The organism is Aliarcobacter butzleri, from assembly GCF_900187115.1.
GTDB classification, from domain to species: Bacteria; Campylobacterota; Campylobacteria; order Campylobacterales; family Arcobacteraceae; genus Aliarcobacter; species Aliarcobacter butzleri.
In genome coordinates this window covers 1,278,545-1,298,346 of sequence record NZ_LT906455.1, presented here as the reverse complement: position 1 = coordinate 1,298,346, position 19,802 = coordinate 1,278,545, and the positions used below count along the sequence as shown (strand labels likewise).

22 protein-coding genes and 1 pseudogene are annotated in these 19,802 nt (G+C 26.2%); 15 read left to right on the top strand and 8 right to left on the bottom strand.

Annotation, left to right across the window (positions count from 1 at the left end; translation table 11 throughout):
• Together CKV87_RS06495 and CKV87_RS06490 are read right to left on the bottom strand one after the other, a co-directional pair.
• Positions 1-903 (bottom strand): GGDEF domain-containing protein, encoded by a 903-nt coding sequence (locus tag CKV87_RS06495; RefSeq protein ID WP_012012970.1) that lies wholly within the window; start codon positions 901-903, stop codon positions 1-3.
• Positions 903-1,496, bottom strand: coding sequence for an MBL fold metallo-hydrolase (locus CKV87_RS06490; protein WP_004509546.1), 594 nt, complete (start codon positions 1,494-1,496; stop codon positions 903-905). The genes CKV87_RS06495 and CKV87_RS06490 overlap by 1 nt, the downstream gene beginning before the upstream one ends.
• A 54-nt stretch (positions 1,497-1,550) precedes the next feature.
• On the opposite strand from CKV87_RS06490, the gene CKV87_RS06485 reads away from it, so the two are divergent.
• Positions 1,551-2,369: a ferritin-like domain-containing protein gene (locus CKV87_RS06485; protein WP_012012969.1), complete on the top strand. Its 819-nt coding sequence runs from the start codon at positions 1,551-1,553 to the stop codon at positions 2,367-2,369.
• Entirely contained in the window at positions 2,370-3,029 is a 660-nt protein-coding gene (locus CKV87_RS06480) for a hypothetical protein (RefSeq protein WP_012012968.1), read from the top strand.
• Here the strand turns inward: CKV87_RS06480 and CKV87_RS06475 are convergent, their stop codons facing one another.
• From CKV87_RS06475 to dnaJ, 3 genes are read right to left on the bottom strand one after another with little or no spacing between them, the layout of a single operon-like run.
• Positions 3,030-3,620: a hypothetical protein gene (locus CKV87_RS06475; RefSeq protein ID WP_012012967.1), complete on the bottom strand. Its 591-nt coding sequence runs from the start codon at positions 3,618-3,620 to the stop codon at positions 3,030-3,032. It lies immediately after the preceding gene.
• Positions 3,621-3,630: 10 nt separating this feature from the next.
• A complete protein-coding gene (gene trpB, locus CKV87_RS06470; RefSeq protein WP_012012966.1) occupies positions 3,631-4,848 on the bottom strand; it encodes a tryptophan synthase subunit beta in 1,218 nt (405 codons plus the stop codon).
• Between the two features lie 31 nt (positions 4,849-4,879).
• Positions 4,880-5,998: a molecular chaperone DnaJ gene (gene dnaJ, locus CKV87_RS06465; protein WP_012012965.1), complete on the bottom strand. Its 1,119-nt coding sequence runs from the start codon at positions 5,996-5,998 to the stop codon at positions 4,880-4,882.
• A gap of 99 nt (positions 5,999-6,097) precedes the next feature.
• Here dnaJ and recR point away from each other — a divergent pair, with 99 nt between their 5' ends.
• The 8 genes and pseudogenes from recR to CKV87_RS11780 form a co-directional block, all read left to right on the top strand.
• Entirely contained in the window at positions 6,098-6,670 is a 573-nt protein-coding gene (gene recR, locus CKV87_RS06460) for a recombination mediator RecR (protein WP_004509540.1), read from the top strand.
• Between the two features lie 6 nt (positions 6,671-6,676).
• On the top strand, positions 6,677-6,859 hold the full coding sequence (locus tag CKV87_RS06455; RefSeq protein ID WP_020848019.1) for a hypothetical protein: 183 nt from the start codon (positions 6,677-6,679) through the stop codon (positions 6,857-6,859).
• Positions 6,860-6,861: 2 nt separating this feature from the next.
• Positions 6,862-7,788, top strand: a complete 927-nt coding sequence (locus CKV87_RS06450; RefSeq protein ID WP_012012964.1) for a dUTP diphosphatase — start codon at positions 6,862-6,864, stop codon at positions 7,786-7,788.
• A gap of 183 nt (positions 7,789-7,971) precedes the next feature.
• Positions 7,972-9,000: a sensor histidine kinase gene (locus CKV87_RS06445; protein ID WP_012012963.1), complete on the top strand. Its 1,029-nt coding sequence runs from the start codon at positions 7,972-7,974 to the stop codon at positions 8,998-9,000.
• Complete coding sequence (locus tag CKV87_RS06440; protein WP_012012962.1) at positions 8,997-9,683, top strand: response regulator; 687 nt, start codon at positions 8,997-8,999, stop codon at positions 9,681-9,683. The genes CKV87_RS06445 and CKV87_RS06440 overlap by 4 nt, the downstream gene beginning before the upstream one ends.
• 6 nt (positions 9,684-9,689) lie before the next feature.
• On the top strand, positions 9,690-11,018 hold the full coding sequence (locus CKV87_RS06435) for a TrkH family potassium uptake protein (protein ID WP_012012961.1): 1,329 nt from the start codon (positions 9,690-9,692) through the stop codon (positions 11,016-11,018).
• Entirely contained in the window at positions 11,015-11,665 is a 651-nt protein-coding gene (locus CKV87_RS06430) for a potassium channel family protein (RefSeq protein ID WP_004509533.1), read from the top strand. Before CKV87_RS06435 ends, CKV87_RS06430 begins: the two co-directional genes overlap by 4 nt.
• A 116-nt stretch (positions 11,666-11,781) precedes the next feature.
• Positions 11,782-12,249, top strand: a pseudogene (locus CKV87_RS11780) (transposase); the annotation flags it as partial.
• A 79-nt stretch (positions 12,250-12,328) separates the two neighbouring features.
• Here CKV87_RS11780 and CKV87_RS06420 read toward each other — a convergent pair.
• From CKV87_RS06420 to CKV87_RS06410, 3 genes are all read right to left on the bottom strand, one after another.
• Positions 12,329-13,168: a universal stress protein gene (locus tag CKV87_RS06420; protein WP_012012960.1), complete on the bottom strand. Its 840-nt coding sequence runs from the start codon at positions 13,166-13,168 to the stop codon at positions 12,329-12,331.
• Between the two features lie 2 nt (positions 13,169-13,170).
• Complete coding sequence (locus CKV87_RS06415; protein ID WP_012012959.1) at positions 13,171-14,667, bottom strand: SulP family inorganic anion transporter; 1,497 nt, start codon at positions 14,665-14,667, stop codon at positions 13,171-13,173.
• A 379-nt stretch (positions 14,668-15,046) separates the two neighbouring features.
• Complete coding sequence (locus CKV87_RS06410; RefSeq protein ID WP_012012958.1) at positions 15,047-15,547, bottom strand: gamma carbonic anhydrase family protein; 501 nt, start codon at positions 15,545-15,547, stop codon at positions 15,047-15,049.
• A gap of 145 nt (positions 15,548-15,692) precedes the next feature.
• Here CKV87_RS06410 and CKV87_RS06405 point away from each other — a divergent pair, with 145 nt between their 5' ends.
• Genes CKV87_RS06405 through CKV87_RS06390 form a run of 5 tightly spaced genes read left to right on the top strand, consistent with a single transcriptional unit; the run spans position 15,693 to position 19,767 of the window.
• Complete coding sequence (locus CKV87_RS06405; RefSeq protein WP_012012957.1) at positions 15,693-15,920, top strand: acyl carrier protein; 228 nt, start codon at positions 15,693-15,695, stop codon at positions 15,918-15,920.
• Positions 15,920-17,047 (top strand): D-alanyl-lipoteichoic acid biosynthesis protein DltD, encoded by a 1,128-nt coding sequence (locus CKV87_RS06400; RefSeq protein ID WP_012012956.1) that lies wholly within the window; start codon positions 15,920-15,922, stop codon positions 17,045-17,047. The genes CKV87_RS06405 and CKV87_RS06400 overlap by 1 nt, the downstream gene beginning before the upstream one ends.
• Positions 17,048-17,057: 10 nt before the next feature.
• The gene (locus tag CKV87_RS11705; RefSeq protein ID WP_012012955.1) at positions 17,058-17,198 is read left to right on the top strand and encodes a hypothetical protein; all 141 of its coding nucleotides are present in this window, start codon (positions 17,058-17,060) and stop codon (positions 17,196-17,198) included.
• Positions 17,198-18,334 carry an MBOAT family O-acyltransferase gene (locus CKV87_RS06395; protein WP_012012954.1) on the top strand — a complete coding sequence of 379 codons (1,137 nt, stop codon included), beginning with the start codon at positions 17,198-17,200 and terminating at the stop codon, positions 18,332-18,334. Before CKV87_RS11705 ends, CKV87_RS06395 begins: the two co-directional genes overlap by 1 nt.
• Positions 18,331-19,767: an AMP-binding protein gene (locus CKV87_RS06390; RefSeq protein ID WP_012012953.1), complete on the top strand. Its 1,437-nt coding sequence runs from the start codon at positions 18,331-18,333 to the stop codon at positions 19,765-19,767. Before CKV87_RS06395 ends, CKV87_RS06390 begins: the two co-directional genes overlap by 4 nt.
• Positions 19,768-19,802: the final 35 nt, after the last annotated feature.

The window sequence follows — 19,802 nt, the reverse complement described above, 5'->3', positions numbered from 1 at the left end:
CTAAAAAAGTTCTACTTTGTTTGTTTCTTCTTCATTAAATACAAATACTGTACTTCTTCCCATATTTTTTGCTTCGTATAAAGCTATATCAGATTTTCTAATTATTGTATCAATATCTACACCATCATCAGGATATATTGTGATACCAACACAAATAGTTTTCATCAAAGTTTGTTTTGTATCTTCGTTTACAACAATTTTTTCTTTACTAAATTTATCTATTAATTTATTTGCGACTAAAACGGCATTGTCTGAGTTTGTAATATTTGGCAAAATTATCAAATGTCCATCATTTGTCATTCTTATAACTGTATCAGAGTCTCTAATACTACTTTTTATTGTTTTAGATAAAACCTTGATGACTTTATCTCCAATTTTATAGTTAAATTCATCAATTACTGCTTTGAAGTGATCAATACTAATTCTTAAAAAAGCAATCTTTTCTTGTTTTCTATTTGATAAACTAAACAAAGGCTCAATATAATGATATAAATAGTGACGGTTATAATTTCCTGTTAGAGAATCAATTATAGATATGTCTTCTATAACTTTTTCTAAATATTTACTAAATAAAGATTGTGAAAAAATCTCTAGTGCTAATTTTATAAAATTTAGTCTATTTTTTATATCTTCAAACTCTTTTTGTGTTGTAGAAAGAAGACTAAAAATAACTTCATATTCATTGTTTTGTTTGAATTTTAATGTATTAAATAAATAGTTTTCATTTTTTTGTGAATTATCAAATAAGTTTTCAATATCATTTTGCTTTTTTATATATATTTTTAGAAAATTAATTTGATAGTTTGTATTTAAATAATTAAAAATATTTAAAGAATAATCCTCTAATCCTAATAACCTTAATTCCTGGCTTTTTGCTAAAACTTCTTCACAAGATTTGTTCATTAAATATGTCTTTCCCACTGTTTAAGTGTTTCAATTTCGTTTTGTAAAGTTGTTTTATCTCCATGTCCTGGATAAACATGAAAGTTGTTTTTCCATGTTAATATTTTATTTATACTTTGTTTCATTAGTTTTGCATCAGAGTTTGGGAAATCAAATCTTCCAATAGTTCCTTTAAAAATAAAATCGCCACTAAATAAACTGTTTTCTATCTCAATTACACTACAGCCTGGTGTATGACCTGGAAAATGATGAAATTTTACTTTTATACCTTCAAGTTCTATCTCTTCATCTGGATTTACTAAAACATCTGCATAAGAAGGTGGCATTCCCATATTATATGGATTTAATGTAAGCATAAAACTATCATCTTTTGGCGTATACAATTTGATATCAAAAGTTTCTTTTACTATTTGATTTGACCAAACATGGTCAAAATGTCCGTGAGTATTTAAAACGGCAATTGGATTTTTCGCATTTGCTTCTATCCAAGACAAAGCGCCTACTCCTGGATCAATAATAATATCTTTATTATCAATAGTTACAATGTAACAGTTTGTTTGATAATCGCCCATAGGATGTAGTTTAATTTCCATTTTAAACCTTAGTTTGATAAAATTCTTTCATTATATCAAAAAAGAGGTTAATTAATGTATTATTTTACTATGCTTGAAGAAGTTTTATTAACAAGCAAACCAAAAGATAAAATTGAAAAATTTTATAAATTTTATAAACTTTTTTTGGATAATAAACTTATTTTTGATGATAACTATAAAGCTTTAAGCCTAAAAGAGCCTTCTTATTCATCTTTTTTAGAAATAATTAAACCAACAGCTTTACCTCCTATAAAAAACTTTAAAACTATTGAAGGTAAAAAATATTTAGTTCATACTATTTTACACATTGAATATTCAGCGATTGACTTAGCTTTAGATGCAGCACTTAGATTTCATAATTTACCTTTAAAATATTATCAAGATTGGTTAGAAGTAGCAGAAGATGAAATACGACACTTTTTGATGCTTGAAGAGTTACTTACTGAACTTGGAGGAACTTATGGGGATTTTCCTGTACATAAAAATTTATTTGAAGCTATGGAGCAAACTCCTGATTTTTTAAGAAGAATGGCAGCAGTTCCTAGATATCTTGAAGCTAATGGACTTGATCAAAATCCAAAAATTATGGAAAAGTTAAATTCAAACAAAGATGAATTTAATGTAAGATTCATTGAAGCTTTAAAGCTTATTTTAGAAGAAGAAGTAAGTCATGTAAAAAAAGGTGATTTTTGGTTTAAATACGAGTGTGAAAGGTTGAACTTAGAGCCTGAATCAACTTATTTAGAAATAATAGAAGAAGTTTTTCCAGGAAGTACGAGTAGAAAGATGGATTTGAACTTTATTGCTAGAAAAGAGGCAGGTTTTTCTTGTAATGAGCTAAAAAAATTATCAAAAAAAGAAGATTGTAACTAAATGATAAATTCAAATTACGAAATAGCAATAGCAAAAGCTTATAATCAACAAAGTTCAAATCAAGAAGTTGATAAATTTTTGCATACTTTAGTTGATGTGAACAATGAAAATAAATCTTCTAAAACAGCTGATTTAAGTTATGAAAATATAAAAGGTATAACTTTAGAAGAGATAGAAAAATTGTTTCAAAATGAAGATGATAAAAATATGGCAAAGAATTTAAGACTTGCTACACTATTTTCAAAAGATGAGAATCTATCAAAAGCTTTATTTAACGTAATTTTAGGTCAACCCTTTACGGTTGGATTTGAATATTTAACTGATAGATATAGTGATAAAAATAGTTATTTTAAGTCAAAATATGGAAATTCATCTTTATTTAATTTGTTACATCAATCAATTACAAATAAAGTGAATCAAAACACTTCTAATACAGAGGTAATATCTCAAGATATGCTAGATAACATACTTTTAGAGATAAACTCTTTTGATTTTATGAGCAGTTTTTCTAAAACTTCAAAAGATGGTTATAATAAATATAAAAACAAAGATGATAGATATTCATTTTTATATGAAGATTATAGTTTAAAATATGAAGAACTGCTAACTAAATATAAAGAGTTAGATAACTACAATACAAATTTAATTAAGCAGTTTTAGTTAGAAAATATTCACAGTAAATTTGATTTTTAAACCTTCAAGTTCATCTACTTTTATAGTTGAAGAGATATTTTGAGATTGAAGTTTACTTTGAATAGATTTTAGAATATGCCAAAATTTTTCGTTAAATGGTAAATCAATTTTTCTTATTTTATTTTTTTTGATGATTTCAACAATAGCTGAGACACAATAATAATAAAAGATTTTATTTTTTGCTCTTTGAATTTTGTAAGTTCTCATTAGTTTTAGATTTTCTAAATATATATTTTTTTCAATATCACTCAAAGTTGTTCTATTTTCTACTTCTTTTTCTTCCTCATCTAAATGTTTTATATAACTTTTAACTTTTTCATCTAATTCAGTATCTATTTTTGAATAAATAGAAGAGATTATTTTTAATATCTTTTCCATATTTAGTTCTTCTATTTTTATTGAATGAGAGTGATTTTTTGTAGAATCATAGTCATTATTTAAAGCATTTAGAATTTCATAAGCAAAAGGAAGATAGATAAATTTATCATCTTTTCCTCTTTTAAAAGATATTCCATGTTGACTTATAATTGGTCTAAAACCAGCATATTCTAATTTCATTTTTTAACCTTTAAAATTTTGAATTGGGAATAGGGTAGTTATTAATAACAAAATCAATATCTTTATCCCCACGACCACTAAGACTTATTAAAATAGTTTTTTCTTTATCTAAAGTTTTTGCTAATTTCATAGCAAATCCAACTGCATGAGCTGACTCTAAAGCAGGAATGATTCCTTCTAGTTGAGATAATTTATAAAATGCATCAACAGCTTCATTATCATTACAAAGTCCAACTTTACTTCTTCCAGTTTCTTTTAAATAAGCGTGTTCTGGTCCAACGCTTGGATAATCAATTCCACTTCCAATAGAGTAAACAGGAGCTGGGTTTCCATCTTTATCTTTTAACATAATAGAGTTGAATCCATGCATAATTCCTTCTTCTCCATAAGTTAAAGATGCTGAGTGTTCACCTATTTTATTACCTTTTCCCATTGGTTCAACACCATAAAGTTCAACTTGTTTATCATCAATAAATCCAGAGAAAATTCCCATAGCATTACTTCCACCACCAACACAAGCGGCAACGGCATCTGGAAGTTTCCCTTCATGTTCTAAAAATTGCTCACGTGCTTCAAATCCAATAACACTTTGGAAATCTCTTACCATCATAGGAAATGGATGTGGACCAACAACAGAACCAATACAATAAATAGAGTTTTTTGTATCAGCCAAATATGCTTCAAATGCTGAATCAACAGCTTCTTTTAAAGTTTTAAGTCCATGAGTTGCTGGAACTACTTTTGCTCCAAGAATTTTCATTCTAACAACATTTGGATGCTCTTTTGCAATATCAACTTCACCCATATGAATTTCACATTCAAGCCCAAAATAAGCCGCAGCAGTTGCAAGTGCAACACCGTGTTGACCAGCTCCTGTTTCAGCTATTACTTTTTTCTTTCCAAGATGTTTTGCTAAGATTACTTCAGCCATACAATGGTTTAATTTATGAGCACCAGTATGATTTAAATCTTCTCTTTTTAGATAAATTTTTGCTCCACCACAAAATTGTGTTAGATTTTTTGCAAATGAGATTGGAGTTGGTCTTCCTTGATAGTGTTTTCTAACATATTTTAACTCTTCTATAAATTTAGGAGAATTTTTTAATTCTTCATAAGCTTTTTTGATCTCTTCAAAAGGTTTTTCTAATTCAGGAGGAATAAAGGAACCTCCAAATTTACCAAAAAAACCATTAGCATCAGGCATACTTTCTAAATATGATTTGTTCATTTATTTTCCCCTAAATATATTTATAAAATTTTTATGAAAACCATTTTTTTACTTTATCAAACATTCCTTCAAAAGTTGTTTCATGAGGTTTACTTTCTATTCCAAAACTATCTTGTAGTTTTTCTAAAAGTTCTTTTTGTTCATTATTTAAAGCTTTTGGATATTCAATTTTTATTTGAATAATTAAATCACCTTTTCCATAACCTTGAACAGATTTAACACCTTCACCTTTAAAAGTAAATTGTTGTTTATCTTTCGCTCCTTTTGGAATTTCAAGTTCAAGTTCTCCTCTTAGGCTTGGAACTTTTATAGTTCCTCCTAAAGCAACTTGAGTAAAGAATATTGGAGCTTCAAAATAAATATCATCATCATGTCTTACAAAGTGAGAATCTTCTTTTACAGAAACTTGTAGGTATAAATCTCCTCTTTGTCCATTTGGTGCAATATTTCCTTTATTTGATACTCTAATTCTCATTCCATCATTTACACCTTCAGGAATATCAACTTTAAAGTTATCTTTTACCTCTTCGTAACCAGTACCTTTACAAGATTTACAAGAGTCAGTTGTTGCTTGACCAGTTCCACCACATCTTGGGCAAGTTTGAGCAAAAGTCATAAATCCTTGTCTTGAGTGAACTTGTCCTTGCCCTTTACACGTAGGACAAGTTGATAGTTTTCCATCTTTTGCACCAGTTCCTTCACAAGGTTTACAAGCAGTTTTGTATTTGTAGTTTATCTCTTTGTTACAACCAAAAACAGCTTCATTGAACTCAAGTTTTACTTCAATAGTAACATCTAAGTTATAATTGTAAGTTTTTCTTTCTCTTCTGCTTCTTGAACTTGTTCCAAATCCAAACATCTCTTCAAAAATAGAACCTAAATCATCAAATCCACCAGAAAAACCACCACCTCTTTGACCATGTCCTTCTAGTCCAGCTTTTCCATATCTATCATAAATAGATTTTTTTTCATCATCACTTAAAACTTGATAAGCTTCATTTATAGCTTTAAATTTTTCTTCTGCTTCGTTATCACCTGGGTTTTTATCAGGATGATATTTCATAGCCATTTGTCTATAAGCTTTTTTAATGGTACTTTTATCTGAATTTCTGCTAATTTCTAATAGTTCATAATAATCAATTTCAGTCAATTTTGTACTCCGTAAAAAAAATATAATAAAAATTTAACAAGCGTGTATTTTATCTAAAGCTTAATTAAAATTATTATAAATCTTAGATATAATCCCAAAATGAATAAAGGACTAGAAAAATTTTATGAACTTGTTGAAGCTTTCGAATCTTTACCAACAATAGGTAAAAAATCGGCATTAAGGCTTGCTTATCATATCGTTATGAATGACAATTATTGTGGTATAAAAATTGCGCACAGTATAGAAAATGCTTTGAAAAATATCACAAAGTGTTCAAGATGTGGTTCTATGAGCGAGCATGAAATTTGCGAATTTTGCTTAGATGAAAATAGAGATAACGAAAAGCTTTGTATTGTTCAAAGTGCAAAAGATATTTTTGTAATAGAAGATTCAAATCAATTTGATGGAAGATATTTTGTAATAGAAGAGTTAGACCAAGATGTTTTAGACTCTTTGCAAAGATTTATTTTAAATAATGGAGTAAAAACTATTCTTTTTGCTATAACTCCGTCTATTGCAAATGATGCTTTTATTTTATTTATTGAAGATAAATTAAAAGATTTTGATATAAAATTTACAAAAATTGCGCAAGGTGTTCCAACTGGAGTTAGTTTAGAAAACGTAGATATTTTATCATTATCGAAAGCAATACAAAGCAAAGTTGAGATTTAAGATATAATGCAAAACAGAATAATTTGCCAAAAATGTATTTATTATTTTGTAACTTGGGAACCTAGTAAACCTCATGGTTGTAAATCTTATGGATTTAAATCAAGGATGATACCATCGATGGTTGTGAAAAATAGTAGTGGTGAAGATTGTAAATTTTTTAGTCCAAAAAATCAAGCTAATAGGAGTTAAATTTGTTGTATAAAGATTTTAAAGAGAGTATAAAAACTTTAGGTTTTTTAACTATTGAAGATTTTATAAATTATTCAGGTGTTTCATCTAATGAAATTTTAAATTGGGAAGAAAAAAATGAGGTTCCTTATGTTATTTCATTACTTTTACATCTTATAAAAGGTGAAAAAGAAGTTTTACCAGCAAATTTAGCTTTAGATAGCCTTGTAGAAGAGTGTTTCCCTTTAGCGACACTTTTAGAAGAAGCTTCATCTTTCCCTCATAAACTTGAAGAGATGTTTTTATTACAAAAAAAATTAAATGATTCAACAAATGGAAATAATTGGGAATTAGGTGTTAATAAGTACGGAAAAGAGATAAATTGGCTTAGATGTATTCATATGGAAGTAGCTGAACTTATTGAATCAACTCCTTGGAAACACTGGAAAAATATCAATGCAAATCCAGATATGAATAATATTCATGTTGAACTTGTTGATATTTGGCACTTTTTAATGTCTTATATTTTACAAGAAACAAATGTTCCTAAAGCAGTATCTTTGGTAAATACTCATTGTATTTATGAAGCATCTTCAAATATCGATGTAAGACTTATGGTAAGAGAAGCTGAAAAACTATCTTATATCTCTTTAGCAATAGATACAGGAAATATGCCTTCATTTAGTGGAATTGAAAGATTTATTGACCAATTCTTTAGATGTTGTAAAATTTCTGGTTTATCATTTACTTGGTTACAAAAACTTTATATTGGAAAAAATTGTTTAAATCAATTTAGACAAGACAATGGTTATAAAGAAGGAACTTATATAAAAGTTTGGAATGGAAATGAAGATAATGTTGTAATGGTAGATTTACTAGAAAAAATGGAAGATGTAAGTTTTGATGACTTATATTCAAAATTAAAAGAAGAGTACTCTAAAAATAGATAAATTTTTCTTTATAAAATTTTTATATTTCTAATAGTTTTTTTGATTCTCTCTTTATAATAAATGAAATATAATTGATATAACAAACCTAAAAGGAGGTTGTTATGTCAGTTCCAAATATTATAATGCTCTCTATCTTAAGTATCTTAACTTTAATTTTATTATTTAAATTACCAAAAGCATAAAATGAAAAAAATATTTATTAAATATAAAGAGTATTCTTATATCTTCAAAGCTTTGGCTATATTGACTTTTATAACTATAATTTGTCATATATTTAGAGAACATTTAGGTATTATAAATATTGCTTTGATTCATATAATTCCTGTTATCGTTGTAGCAATTCATGGAAATATAAAAGCTACTTTTTTTATGACTTTTTTGAGTGTTTTATTTTTAAACTTTTTATATATTCCTCCTTTATATAGTTTTAATGTAAACAATGAGTTATATCTTTGGAGTTTTTTAATTTTTGGAGTTGTTGGATTGATTATTACGATTCAAGCTAAAAATTTAATCACACAAAAAAAACAAAATGAATTAAAAGAGAGTTTATTACATATTATTTCTCATGATTTAAGAACACCACTTTCAACAATTCACGGAACTATAAATCTTATTTTGTCAAATGACAAGTTAGATTCTAAGAGTTTATATCCACTTTTAGAAGATATAAATTACGCTTCAATAAGTATGAAAAGATTGATAACAAATCTTTTGGATAGTACAAGATTATCAAATAAAAATTTTGATTTAAAACAAGAATGGTGTGATTTTGAAGATATTATTGGAGTTGCTTTAAATGAATTTTCTCAAAAACAAAATGATGAAAAATTAAATATAAAAATAGATGAACTAGCACTTTTTTGGGGAGACAATATACTTTTGACTCAATTAATTGTAAATCTACTTGATAATGCTTTTAAATATTCAAAAAGTGATTCAAAAATAGATTTAGAGGTAGAAAATTTAAACAATTTTATAAGAATTAAAGTATTTAATGAAACAGAATATATTGATAAAAAAAAGTTAAAAAATATTTTTGATAAATTTTATAGACTTGAAGATACAAACGATATTTCAGGAAGTGGTATTGGATTGGCTATTTGTAAAAGTATAGTAAAACTTCATAATGGAGAGATAAAAGCTGTTTCAAAAGATAATGGAATTTTAATAGAGATTGAACTACCAATAGTAAAAAGAGTAAATCTATGATAAAAAATTTGATACAAATAATTGAAGATGATAAATCTGTAAAAAAACTTTTAGAAATCGCTTTTAAAGAGTTTGAATTTGAATTTATTTCAAGTGAAAATAAAAAGAATGCTTTATTAATGTTTTTAAGCCATAATCCAAATTTATTAGTTGTAGATTTGGGATTGCCAGATGGCGATGGAAAAGATTTAATAAAACAAATTAGAGAGATTTCAAAAGTTCCAATTATAGTTTTAACTGCACGTCATGATGAAAAAGAGATAATCGCAGCTCTTGATGTTGGTGCTGATGATTATATAACCAAACCATTTTCAGTAAATGAACTACTTGCTAGAATTAGAGCAAATTTAAGAAGAATTGCAAATGTTGAAATTGAATCAGCAAATAGATTTATTTGTGATGAACTTGAACTGGATATTGTCTCAAGAGATATTTTTTTAAAAAAAGAGAAATTGAAACTAACGCCAATAGAGTACGAATTACTAAAATATTTTATGTTACATGCAAATAAAACTTTAACTCATAAACAAATACTTCAAGAAGTTTGGGGAACTGCTTATCAAAACGAGATGCCTTATTTACGAACTTATGTAAATACATTAAGAAAAAAGATTGAAGAAAATAGTACAAGACCAAAATATATCAAAACAGAATCTGGTATTGGTTATAGGTTTTCTTTTTAGGAATATATGATGGATCATAGATACGTAAAATCAATCTTTTTAGGTTATGTACTTATTATATTTTTAGGTGCACTAATTTTAAGTTTACCTATTTGTCATATTGGAGAGTTAAAATTTATTGATGCCATTTTTACTTCAGCAAGTGCCACAAGCGTAACGGGATTGATTGTAAAAAGTACTTCTGAAGATTTTACTTTTTGGGGAGAATTAGTTATTTTGATTCTAATTCAATCAGGTGGAATAGGGTATATGACTTTAGTTATTATTTTCTTTTTGTCTTTAAAACAAAATATAAACTTTGATGCTAAAAGAGCTATAAAACAATCTTTAGATTTACCAAATTTAGATGCAAAAGAGTTTGTAAAAAAGATTATTTTAGTTGTATTTTTGATTGAATTAATTGGTGCAACTATATTATCTTTTCAATTCTTGGAAAAATATGAATTAAAAGATGCTATTTGGTATGGAATATTTCATAGTATCAGTGCTTTTAATAATGCAGGTTTTTCTCTTTTTACAGATTGTTTAATATCTTATCAAGGAGATTTTATCACTCTTTTTACTCTATCAATGTTAATTATTTTTGGAGGTTTGGGTTATTTTGTTTTAATTGAGATTTATGAAAATAGAAAATTTTCAAAAAGATTTTCGATTCATACAAGAATTATGCTTTATGGAACACTTATTTTGATAATTGGTGGAATGTTTTTATTTTTATCAATCGAGTGGAATAATGCAAAAACTTTTGGAGAATTAGACTTTTTTGAAAAGATTTTAAACTCATTTTTTTTATCTGTAAATTTTAGAACAAGTGGATTTAATAGTATAGATTTATCATCTTTAAAAGATTCATCTTTGTTTTTTTCAACTATATTTATGATGATTGGAGCAGGTCAAGGAGGAACAGCAGGTGGTATGAAAATAACAACTGTTGCAATTTTGATAATTTCAGTTATTTATATTTTAAAAGATAGCAATCAACAACCAAGTATTTTCAAAAGAACAATTGAACAAAAACATATAAATAAAGCTTTGGCAATTATTATAAGTTCATCTTTTTTTGTTTTATTTGCAACATTGCTTTTAGTTGAAACTCAAAACTTACCATTTATAAAAATACTTTTTGAAGTAGTTTCAGCTTTTGGAACAGTTGGTGTATCTACTGGAAATGGTGGAATTTTGAGTTTATCTGAACAGTTTGATAGTTTTGGAAAAAGTTTAATCATTGTTTTAATGATAGGTGGAAGATTAGGTGTTTTTGCTTTTGGAATTATTTTATTAGGAAAAGCAAAAACTAAACATTTTAAATATCCAGTAGGAAAGATAGTAATATGAAAACAATAGCAGTTATAGGTTTAGGAAAATTTGGATTTTATGTTGCAAAGAGTTTATCAAGATTAGATGTAAAAGTTATTGCAGTTGATAATGATGAAAAAAAAGTTCAAGAAATAAGTGAATTTATTGATGATGCTTATATTGTTGATAGTATGAGTAAACAAGCTTTACAAGAAGTAGGTATTTACAATCTTGATACAGTAATTGTAAGTATTGGAGAGAATATAGAAGCTAGTATATTAACTGTAATGGCTTTAAAAGATTTGAATAATAAAGTAATTATTGCAAAAGCAATAAATTCGACACATGGAGATATATTATCAAAAATTGGAGCATATAAAGTTATTTATCCTGAAAAAATAGCTGGAAGAATGTTAGTTAAAAAACTTCTTGATACCATAACTGTTGAAGAGATAGATATAAGTAATACGATTAAGATGGTAAAACTTTTTGCAAATGATAATTTTATAGATAAAAAAATTTCTCAAATAGAAGAAGAATATAAAAATATAAAAATGGTCTCTTATAAGAGTCAAGGAAATTGGTTTATAAATATTGATTCATCATATGTGATAAAAAAAGATGATTTATTAGTTTTTATTTGTGAAGTAAAATATGTAAATGATTTTCTATCAAGGGTAAAATAATAGACGGGAGTGTTAAAAATTTGTGTCAATCTGATAGAATTTATTTTAAAGGATGAACAATGAGACAAACACTTGATTATGCTCTTGATAATAGTTACTCTCAAATATCGGAACATGATGTAATACATTATAAAATAAAAGAGAATGTAGATATATTTTCAAAGCTGTATATACTATTTTTAGAGTTTGGGACTTAATGGTAAATTTGTTGATCGTTTAAAAGGATTTTCTGAAGCTATAAAAGCAATTTTTCCAAATACTGAAGTGCAACTTTGTATTATTCATTAAATAAGATATGTGGTCTCTAAAAATTAGAATGAGTTTATCAAAGATTTAAAACTTATTTATTAATCCATCTCTAAGAAGCTGCTAAAATAGAGTTTGATAACCTTGAAGAAAAATGGAAAAAATATCCTATTGTAATTCAATCTTGGAAAAATAAATGGAAAAACCTATCTGCTTATTTTAAATACCCTGAAGATATAAGACAAATTATTTATACTACAAATATTATTGAATCAGTTCATTGCCAGTTTAGAAAATTGGCTAAAACCAAAGGAACTTTTCTAAATGAAAATTCACTTTGGATATTTAAAAACTGATTTAACTTATAGCCATCATCTTGTATTTAATGATGGCTACTGGTAATTATTACTAATATTCTTATCTAAACAATAACAATGGAACTTTAGAATTTAACAACATTTTTGTTGTAAAACTCCCAAATATTGCACTTCTAAATCTATTATGACTATAAGCGCCCATAGCAATAATATCTAAGTTTTTTTCTTTTTGATATTGTAAAATAGATTCAACACTATCTCCATTTAAAGATGAAGTCTCAACATCTATATTTGCATTTTTAAATATCAAACTAGCTTCATTTAAAATTCTATGTGACTCATTTTCATTGCTATTTACATTTACAATATATCTCTTTGTATTTGGAAATATTGGATTTTTTACCGCAATATCAATTGATTTTTTAGCATAAGAGCTTCCATCATAAGCCATTAAAATAGAATTTACCTCTTTAAACTCACTATTTACAAGTAAAATTGGAATATTCAATGTTCTTATTAGCTCTTCAACGTTTGATCCTATATCTTTACTGTTCTCACCATTTAAGCCTATAATTGCAATTCTTAAATTACTTGAGAGTTCATCTAATGTTTCATATAAAGTTCCATGTTTTTGTAAAGTAGCATAGTTTGTTAAATTTTGAGATTTAACATACTCTTCCATCTCTTTTAAAATAGCTTTACCTTTTAAAATTAGCTGTTTACTCTCATTCATCTCTTCATTGGCTAATTCTTCTAATAAATCATCTTTAGAACCAAGTCCAATATTTCCAGAAAGATTAACTTTCTTAGAAATATTAGAATGTTCTATTACATTTAATAAAACCAAAGGTAGATTAAGTTTTTTTGCTATATCTATTCCATAATCACAAACTGCTTTTGAAAGGTTTGAGCCATCAAGGCAAACTAATACTTTATTCATTTTTAGTGTCCTCCCATTACTTTTTCAATCTCTTCTGGTTTATCATGAACTCCAAATCTATCAATTATAGTCGAACTTGCTTCATTTTGTCCAATAACTTCAACTTCTGTTCCTTCTCGTCTTAGTTTTATAACTGCTTTATCAAGTGCATAAACAGCTGATATATCCCAAAAGTGAGCTCTTGTTAAATCAATTACTACTTTATCAACAACTTCTTTAAAATCAAATGTTTTATAAAATTTATCTGCACTATTAAAAAATACTTGACCAACAAATTTATAAGTTTTAATTGTATTATCTTCATTATATGAAGTTTCACAATACATAAAGTGAGATATTTTATTAGCAAAAAATAGTGAAGCTAAAAGAACTCCTGCAAATACTCCATGGGCTAAATTATGTGTATAAACTGTAACTGCAACAGTTGTTAGCATTACAATATTTGTAGATAGTGGTAGTGTTTGAAGTTTTTTAATACTTCCCCAATCAAATGTACCAATAGAAACCATTATCATAACAGCCACAAGTGCAGCCATAGGAATAATAGAGATAATATCACTTAAAAAAACAACCATTATTAGTAGTAAAAAACCAGCTAAAAAAGTTGATAATCTTCCTCTTCCACCTGATTTTACATTAATTACAGATTGTCCAATCATAGCACATCCTGCCATTCCACCGATTAAACCTGAAGCTATATTAGCAACTCCTTGACCTTTACACTCTCTATTTGCATCACTTGTAGTATCTGTTAAATCATCAACAATAGTTGAAGTCATAAGTGATTCAAGTAATCCTACAACAGCAAAAGATACAGAATAGGGCAAAATTATCCATAATGTTTCAAGATTCAAAGGAATCTCAGGAAATAAAAATATTGGTAAAGTATCAGGAAGTTGTCCCATATCTCCAACAGTTCTTACATCTATTCCCATAAAAAATACAACAAGGGTTAGAACTACAATAGTTACAAGAGGTGATGGAAGCATTGTTCCAATTTTTGGAATATATGGGAAAAGATAGATTATACCAAGACCTGCAAGAGTTAAAGCATATACATGCCAAGTTACATTAGTAAGTTCGGGTAATTGAGCCATAAATATTAAAATTGCCAAAGCATTTACAAATCCTACAACAACTGCTCTTGGAACAAAACTCATAAATCTTCCTAGTTGTAAATAACCTGCTATTATTTGCAATACTCCAGTTAAAAGTGTTGCTGCTAAAAGATATTGCAAACCATGGTCTTTTACAAGTGTAACCATTAAAAGAGCCATAGCTCCAGTTGCAGCACTAATCATTCCAGGACGTCCTCCTACAAATGAAATTACAACTGCAATACAAAATGAAGCATATAATCCAACTTTTGGGTCAACTCCTGCAATAATTGAAAAAGCTATTGCTTCAGGTATTAGTGCAAGTGCAACAACGATACCTGCTAAAGTATCATTTTTTATATTTCCAAACCATTCCTCTTTTTTAAAATATGTTTTTACCATTTAGTTCCTTATTAATTTAATTTTTTTGATTAGTTAATATTTTGAAAATAAATAGAGTTAATAGATTAGATATAAAATAATTTGTTATAGAAAAAATAAACTAAGTAATAATTATGATTGTAGTTTATGTATGGCAGAATAACAAATATAAGATTAATACTAAAATAGTTGTTTAAAAATATCTATTTTCAAAAATATTTTTCTTATATTTGTTATAATCACATTTTTTTATTTCGCCTTTTTAGAAGTTATTTGGAATTGTAACCAAATTTTAATAAAATTAAATGTGCAATAAACTTGTATATCATATTAGCACATACTATTATCTTATTGACACAAAATTATGAGCAATCTCTAATAGGCTTTAGACCCTATTATTTTATCTATATTCATTTTTATATTCTACATAACGACCTGCATGAGCTATAAGTTTATCAACATCTTCTTGAGATAATTGTTTTACTACTTTTGCTGGACTTCCCATAATCATACTTCTTGGTGGAAAAACTTTTCCAGCAGTTACAAGTGAATTTGCTCCAACGATACTTCCTTCTCCAATTACAGCATTATCTAAGATAGTTGCACTCATACCAATTAGACAATTATCTTCAATAATACATCCATGAAGCATAACTTTATGTCCAACTGTTACATTATTACCAATTATAGTTTTACTATTTGTATCTGTATGAATACAAGATAAATCTTGAATATTTGTATTCTTTCCAATTTTAACTTCATTTATATCTGATCTTATAACACAACCAAACCAAATAGAAGAATCCTCGCCAATTTCGATGTTTCCTATTAAATCTGCACTTGGTGCAATCCAAGCACTTGGGTCAATTTTTGGGTAAAATTCTTTAAATTTTAATATCATAAAAAAACTCCTTATTGTAAATTGGGATTATAATAAAAGAATATAGCATTAAAATTACAAAAAAATTTTAATTTTTTGCTTAATAATCCGAATTATTTTATATAATGTCAAATATTTTTCAGATGAAAGTTTTATAGGAGGAAATATGGATATTATAGAAAGAATTAAACCATTAGTAGAAGAGATAGCATTTAAGAAAGTTGAAATAGATGAACCTTTATATACTTCAAATTTAATTGATAGTATGGGAACAGTTGATTTAGCTATGATGTTAGAAGAAGAGTTCAATATCAAAATTGATACAAGAGATATTATTGAAAGTAATTTTGATAGTATAGAAAAATTGGTAAATTATATAAAAAGTAGAATTTAGTGAATAAATTTTTTATAAATATTTTTGCTTTATTTATTTCATCTTTTATTGTCTTTTTAGGGGTTTTTATTTTTAAAGATGAAATTCTTGAATATTATACAAAACCTTTACAAGATACACTACAAAAGACTGTAAGTTTACAAACTGATTTAGAAAGTGGAAAGATTGTATTATTTGGTTCTTCAGAGTTAGTAAAATATCCCAACCAAAGATTTTTACCACAAAAATTTTTCAATAATGAATTAAACATACCATTAAGAGTTCAAGGTAATGAAGGGCATCAAACTTTTGTAATAATGTCTCAATTAGCAGCTTTAGATAATGAAACGATAAGAAATAATGCACGAGTAGTAGTTCTTTTATCTCCAAGTTGGTTTACAGGTTCTAATGAAAATGGTTTAACTATGCCAAAGTTTTTGGAATATATGTATTCAGGAATGATGAATAAACTATATTTTGAAAGCGAAACAGATGATAAATATAGATATTTAATAAGTGACTATATAAAAGAGAATGTATCTTTAATAAAAGAGCCAAGTTTTATATATAAATACCCTTTAAACGTTTTAGAAAAAGATTATTTAAACAATGAAATCAAAAAATTTATAATTCAAAATTTTGATTATAAAAATGTAAAAGTAGAAACACTAAATTATGTTAAACCAAAATTGGATTATGATAAATTAAGAGTTGAAGCTAAAAATATAGAAATTCCTTCTTCAAATAATAGTTTTGGCATCAATAATGAATACTATTCAAAATATATTGAACCAGAAATTGTGAAAAATAATTTTCCATTTTCAATAATAATACCCCCTGAATTAGATAAAAACCAAGAGTTCCAAGATTTTTTAGTATTACTTGACTTTTTAGATAATTATAAAATAAAACCACTATTCATAATGCAAGATTTGAACCCTTATGTTTTTGTAGGTAATAGAGAAGAAGCTAATGAATTAATGGCTATAATAAAGTCAAAAGTCTTAGAACATAATTTTGAGTATATGGATATGTGGACATATAAGAAAGAGAATTATGAAATGAATAGCTTAACAGATATTGTTCATTTAGACGAGTTAGGTTGGATAAGAGTCAACCAAAAAATTATTGATTATTTTATGAAGTAAGGTAGTTTGATTGAAATATTTTTTAAAAATCTTTTTTATATATTTATTTTTAATAGTTGGTCTTTTGCATATTTTAATGGATGCAAATATAAGTGATTTAATAGGAAATGATGTTGAATCTGATGTTGAATTTGTCTATGAGGAATTTTAGTGGAAGATTTTTTACCTTTTTCAGGAATAGGCTTTTTTGCCATAAGTTTCATTTTTATTCTTTTTTTACATTTATTTAAAAATATTTTAAAAAGATTTATTTCGTATAAAACAGTTATATTTTTGTCAGTTGTTATTTATATATCTATTTGTATACCAGATTCTTATAAACTTTTTCTTTTACTTTTATATGTTTATATAATTTATCTGATTTTTGTATCAAACAACTATCAAGAAACTATTTTTCCTATGATTGTTATTGCTTTTCCTATGATTTTGCATAAATTAGATATTGATCCAATCTTCAAAATTATTGGTATTTCATATATTACATTTAGAACAATTCAAGCGATTGTTGATAGTCAAAATTATGGAAAACTATCTTTTATGGAGTTTACATCTTTTTTACTTTTTCCAACAACACTTTTAGCAGGTCCAATTGATAGGTCATATAGATTTCAAGAAGATTTGAAAAAAGGTTATGAAAATTTAACTTTACAAAATGTTGGTAAAGGTTGGGATATTTTAATCGTTGGAGTTTTATTTAAGTTTGTAATCGCACAATTAGTAGCTATGTATTGGCTAGCAAAAATTGATGAAAATAGTACAAATTTTCTTGATATGGCAAATAGTGCTTATTCATACACAACATATCTATTTTTTGATTTTGCTGGATATAGTGCGATGGCAGTAGGTTTGAGTTTTATGATAGGTATTTTTATCCCAATGAACTTTAATCATCCATATCTTGCACCAAATCCTCAAGATTTCTGGAGAAGATTTCATATTACTTTAGGAACTTGGTTGACAGATTATTTCTTTAAACCTTTATATAAATATCTTCATAAATATCCATATTTGAAAAATAGAAAATTGCTTCTACAAAATATAGCAATAACTTGTACTTTTTTACTTATGGGAATGTGGAATGGTTTAACTTGGTATTTTATTTTTAGTGGTTTTTTATTTGGGATTTATTCAAGTATTCACAATGCTTATGTTTTATATGTAAAAAAAGGAGGATATGACTATTTTTCATTTTTCCCTGAAATTATAAGTATAAATTTAAAAAGGTTTTTGATGATAAATGGTGCAGTTTTTGCTTTATATTTTTTTAGTGGGAGGGTTCCATTATGAGATTTGATTTTAAACTTTTAGATTTTGTTGAGTGTGAAAAAGATGGTCAAAAATTAGCAGTTTGTGGAAGTAATAAAGATTTAACTTGGAATGAATTTAAAAGTGAAGTAGAACTTTTCAAAGAAAAACTTTTAAAATATAATCTTCCTAAAGGTCATCCAGTTATTATTTATGGGCATAAAGAAGTAGAATTCATAGTAAGTATGGTTGCTTGTATGAGTTTGGGATATCCATATATTCCTATTGATACTATTTATCCAAAAGAGAGAGTTGATAAAATATTTGGAATTGTAAAATCATCTATAATTATTGATATTATAGAAAATAAAATAGATTTTGATGAAAAAAATCTTTCTACAACATACTTTTTAGATGACCCAATTATTTATATAATTTTTACATCAGGAAGTACTGGTGAACCAAAAGGTGTACAAATAACACAAAATGCTATTTTAGATTTCCAAAATTGGTTAAATAATGATTTTGGATTACCTCAAAATAGTGTTTTTATGAATCAAGCTCCTTTTAGTTTTGACTTATCAGTTTATGAGTTAGTTGGATTTTTAAGTTTTGGTGGAACTATTGTTTTAAATAGTAAAGATACAATAGAAAATCATCTTGAATATTTTGAAAGATTAAAAAAATATGCTTGTAATGTTTGGGTTTCAACACCATCATTTATTAGTAAATTATTGCTTTCAAGTGAATTTGTGGAAGATAATATAAAAAGTTTAAAAACATTTTTATTTTGTGGAGAAGTTTTACCATCAACTACTGTAAAAAGAATAAAAAACAATTTTCCAAATTCAAAAGTTTTAAATACTTATGGTCCAACTGAAGCTACTGTTGCTACGACAATAGTAGAAATAACGCCAGAAATTTTAGAAAAATATTCTAAGAGTTTACCTGTTGGTTATGTAAAACCTGGAACAGTTATAAATCTATTAGATATTGATAGTGAAAATATAGGTGAAATGGAAATAGTTGGAGATAATGTATCTATTGGATATTTCAATAATGAAGAGTTAAATAAACAGAAATTTGAAAAGAAATATGAAAAAAGAAGTTTTAGAACTGGAGATTTTGGATATTTTGAAGATAACTTACTCTTTTTTGCAAATAGAAAAGATGAACTTATAAAACTTCATGGGTTCAGAATAGAATTAGGTGAAATTGATAAAGAACTTACAAATAATGAGTTTATAGAAGAAGCTATTACAATTCCTCTAAAAAGAGGAAATGAAGTAGTAAAACTTATCTCATTTATTGTTAGTAAAAATGATTTAGATATTGAAAAGTTAAAAAAAGATATTTCAAAAAATCTTCCATATTATATGGTTCCATCAGATATTATTATTTTAGATGAGTTTTCATATAATGCAAATCATAAAATAGATAAAAATGAGTTAATAAATATTTATAAAAATATGTAGAAAATAAAAAAGCTAAGGTTTTAAACCTTAGCTTG

What these genes read in the sequence shown, in the direction of transcription:
- CKV87_RS06415 (WP_012012959.1), bottom strand. Translation starts at nt 14,667, where the DNA reads ATGGTAAAAACATATTTTAAAAAAGAGGAATGGTTTGGAAATATAAAA.
- CKV87_RS06455 (WP_020848019.1), top strand. Translation starts at nt 6,677, where the DNA reads ATGCAAAACAGAATAATTTGCCAAAAATGTATTTATTATTTTGTAACT.
- trpB (WP_012012966.1), bottom strand. Translation starts at nt 4,848, where the DNA reads ATGAACAAATCATATTTAGAAAGTATGCCTGATGCTAATGGTTTTTTT.
- CKV87_RS06440 (WP_012012962.1), top strand. Translation starts at nt 8,997, where the DNA reads ATGATAAAAAATTTGATACAAATAATTGAAGATGATAAATCTGTAAAA.
- CKV87_RS06410 (WP_012012958.1), bottom strand. Translation starts at nt 15,547, where the DNA reads ATGATATTAAAATTTAAAGAATTTTACCCAAAAATTGACCCAAGTGCT.
- CKV87_RS06495 (WP_012012970.1), bottom strand. Translation starts at nt 903, where the DNA reads ATGAACAAATCTTGTGAAGAAGTTTTAGCAAAAAGCCAGGAATTAAGG.
- CKV87_RS06390 (WP_012012953.1), top strand. Translation starts at nt 18,331, where the DNA reads ATGAGATTTGATTTTAAACTTTTAGATTTTGTTGAGTGTGAAAAAGAT.
- CKV87_RS06485 (WP_012012969.1), top strand. Translation starts at nt 1,551, where the DNA reads ATGTATTATTTTACTATGCTTGAAGAAGTTTTATTAACAAGCAAACCA.
- CKV87_RS06480 (WP_012012968.1), top strand. Translation starts at nt 2,370, where the DNA reads ATGATAAATTCAAATTACGAAATAGCAATAGCAAAAGCTTATAATCAA.
- CKV87_RS06445 (WP_012012963.1), top strand. Translation starts at nt 7,972, where the DNA reads ATGAAAAAAATATTTATTAAATATAAAGAGTATTCTTATATCTTCAAA.
- CKV87_RS06435 (WP_012012961.1), top strand. Translation starts at nt 9,690, where the DNA reads ATGATGGATCATAGATACGTAAAATCAATCTTTTTAGGTTATGTACTT.
- CKV87_RS06475 (WP_012012967.1), bottom strand. Translation starts at nt 3,620, where the DNA reads ATGAAATTAGAATATGCTGGTTTTAGACCAATTATAAGTCAACATGGA.
- CKV87_RS06405 (WP_012012957.1), top strand. Translation starts at nt 15,693, where the DNA reads ATGGATATTATAGAAAGAATTAAACCATTAGTAGAAGAGATAGCATTT.
- CKV87_RS06490 (WP_004509546.1), bottom strand. Translation starts at nt 1,496, where the DNA reads ATGGAAATTAAACTACATCCTATGGGCGATTATCAAACAAACTGTTAC.
- CKV87_RS06420 (WP_012012960.1), bottom strand. Translation starts at nt 13,168, where the DNA reads ATGAATAAAGTATTAGTTTGCCTTGATGGCTCAAACCTTTCAAAAGCA.
- recR (WP_004509540.1), top strand. Translation starts at nt 6,098, where the DNA reads ATGAATAAAGGACTAGAAAAATTTTATGAACTTGTTGAAGCTTTCGAA.
- CKV87_RS06430 (WP_004509533.1), top strand. Translation starts at nt 11,015, where the DNA reads ATGAAAACAATAGCAGTTATAGGTTTAGGAAAATTTGGATTTTATGTT.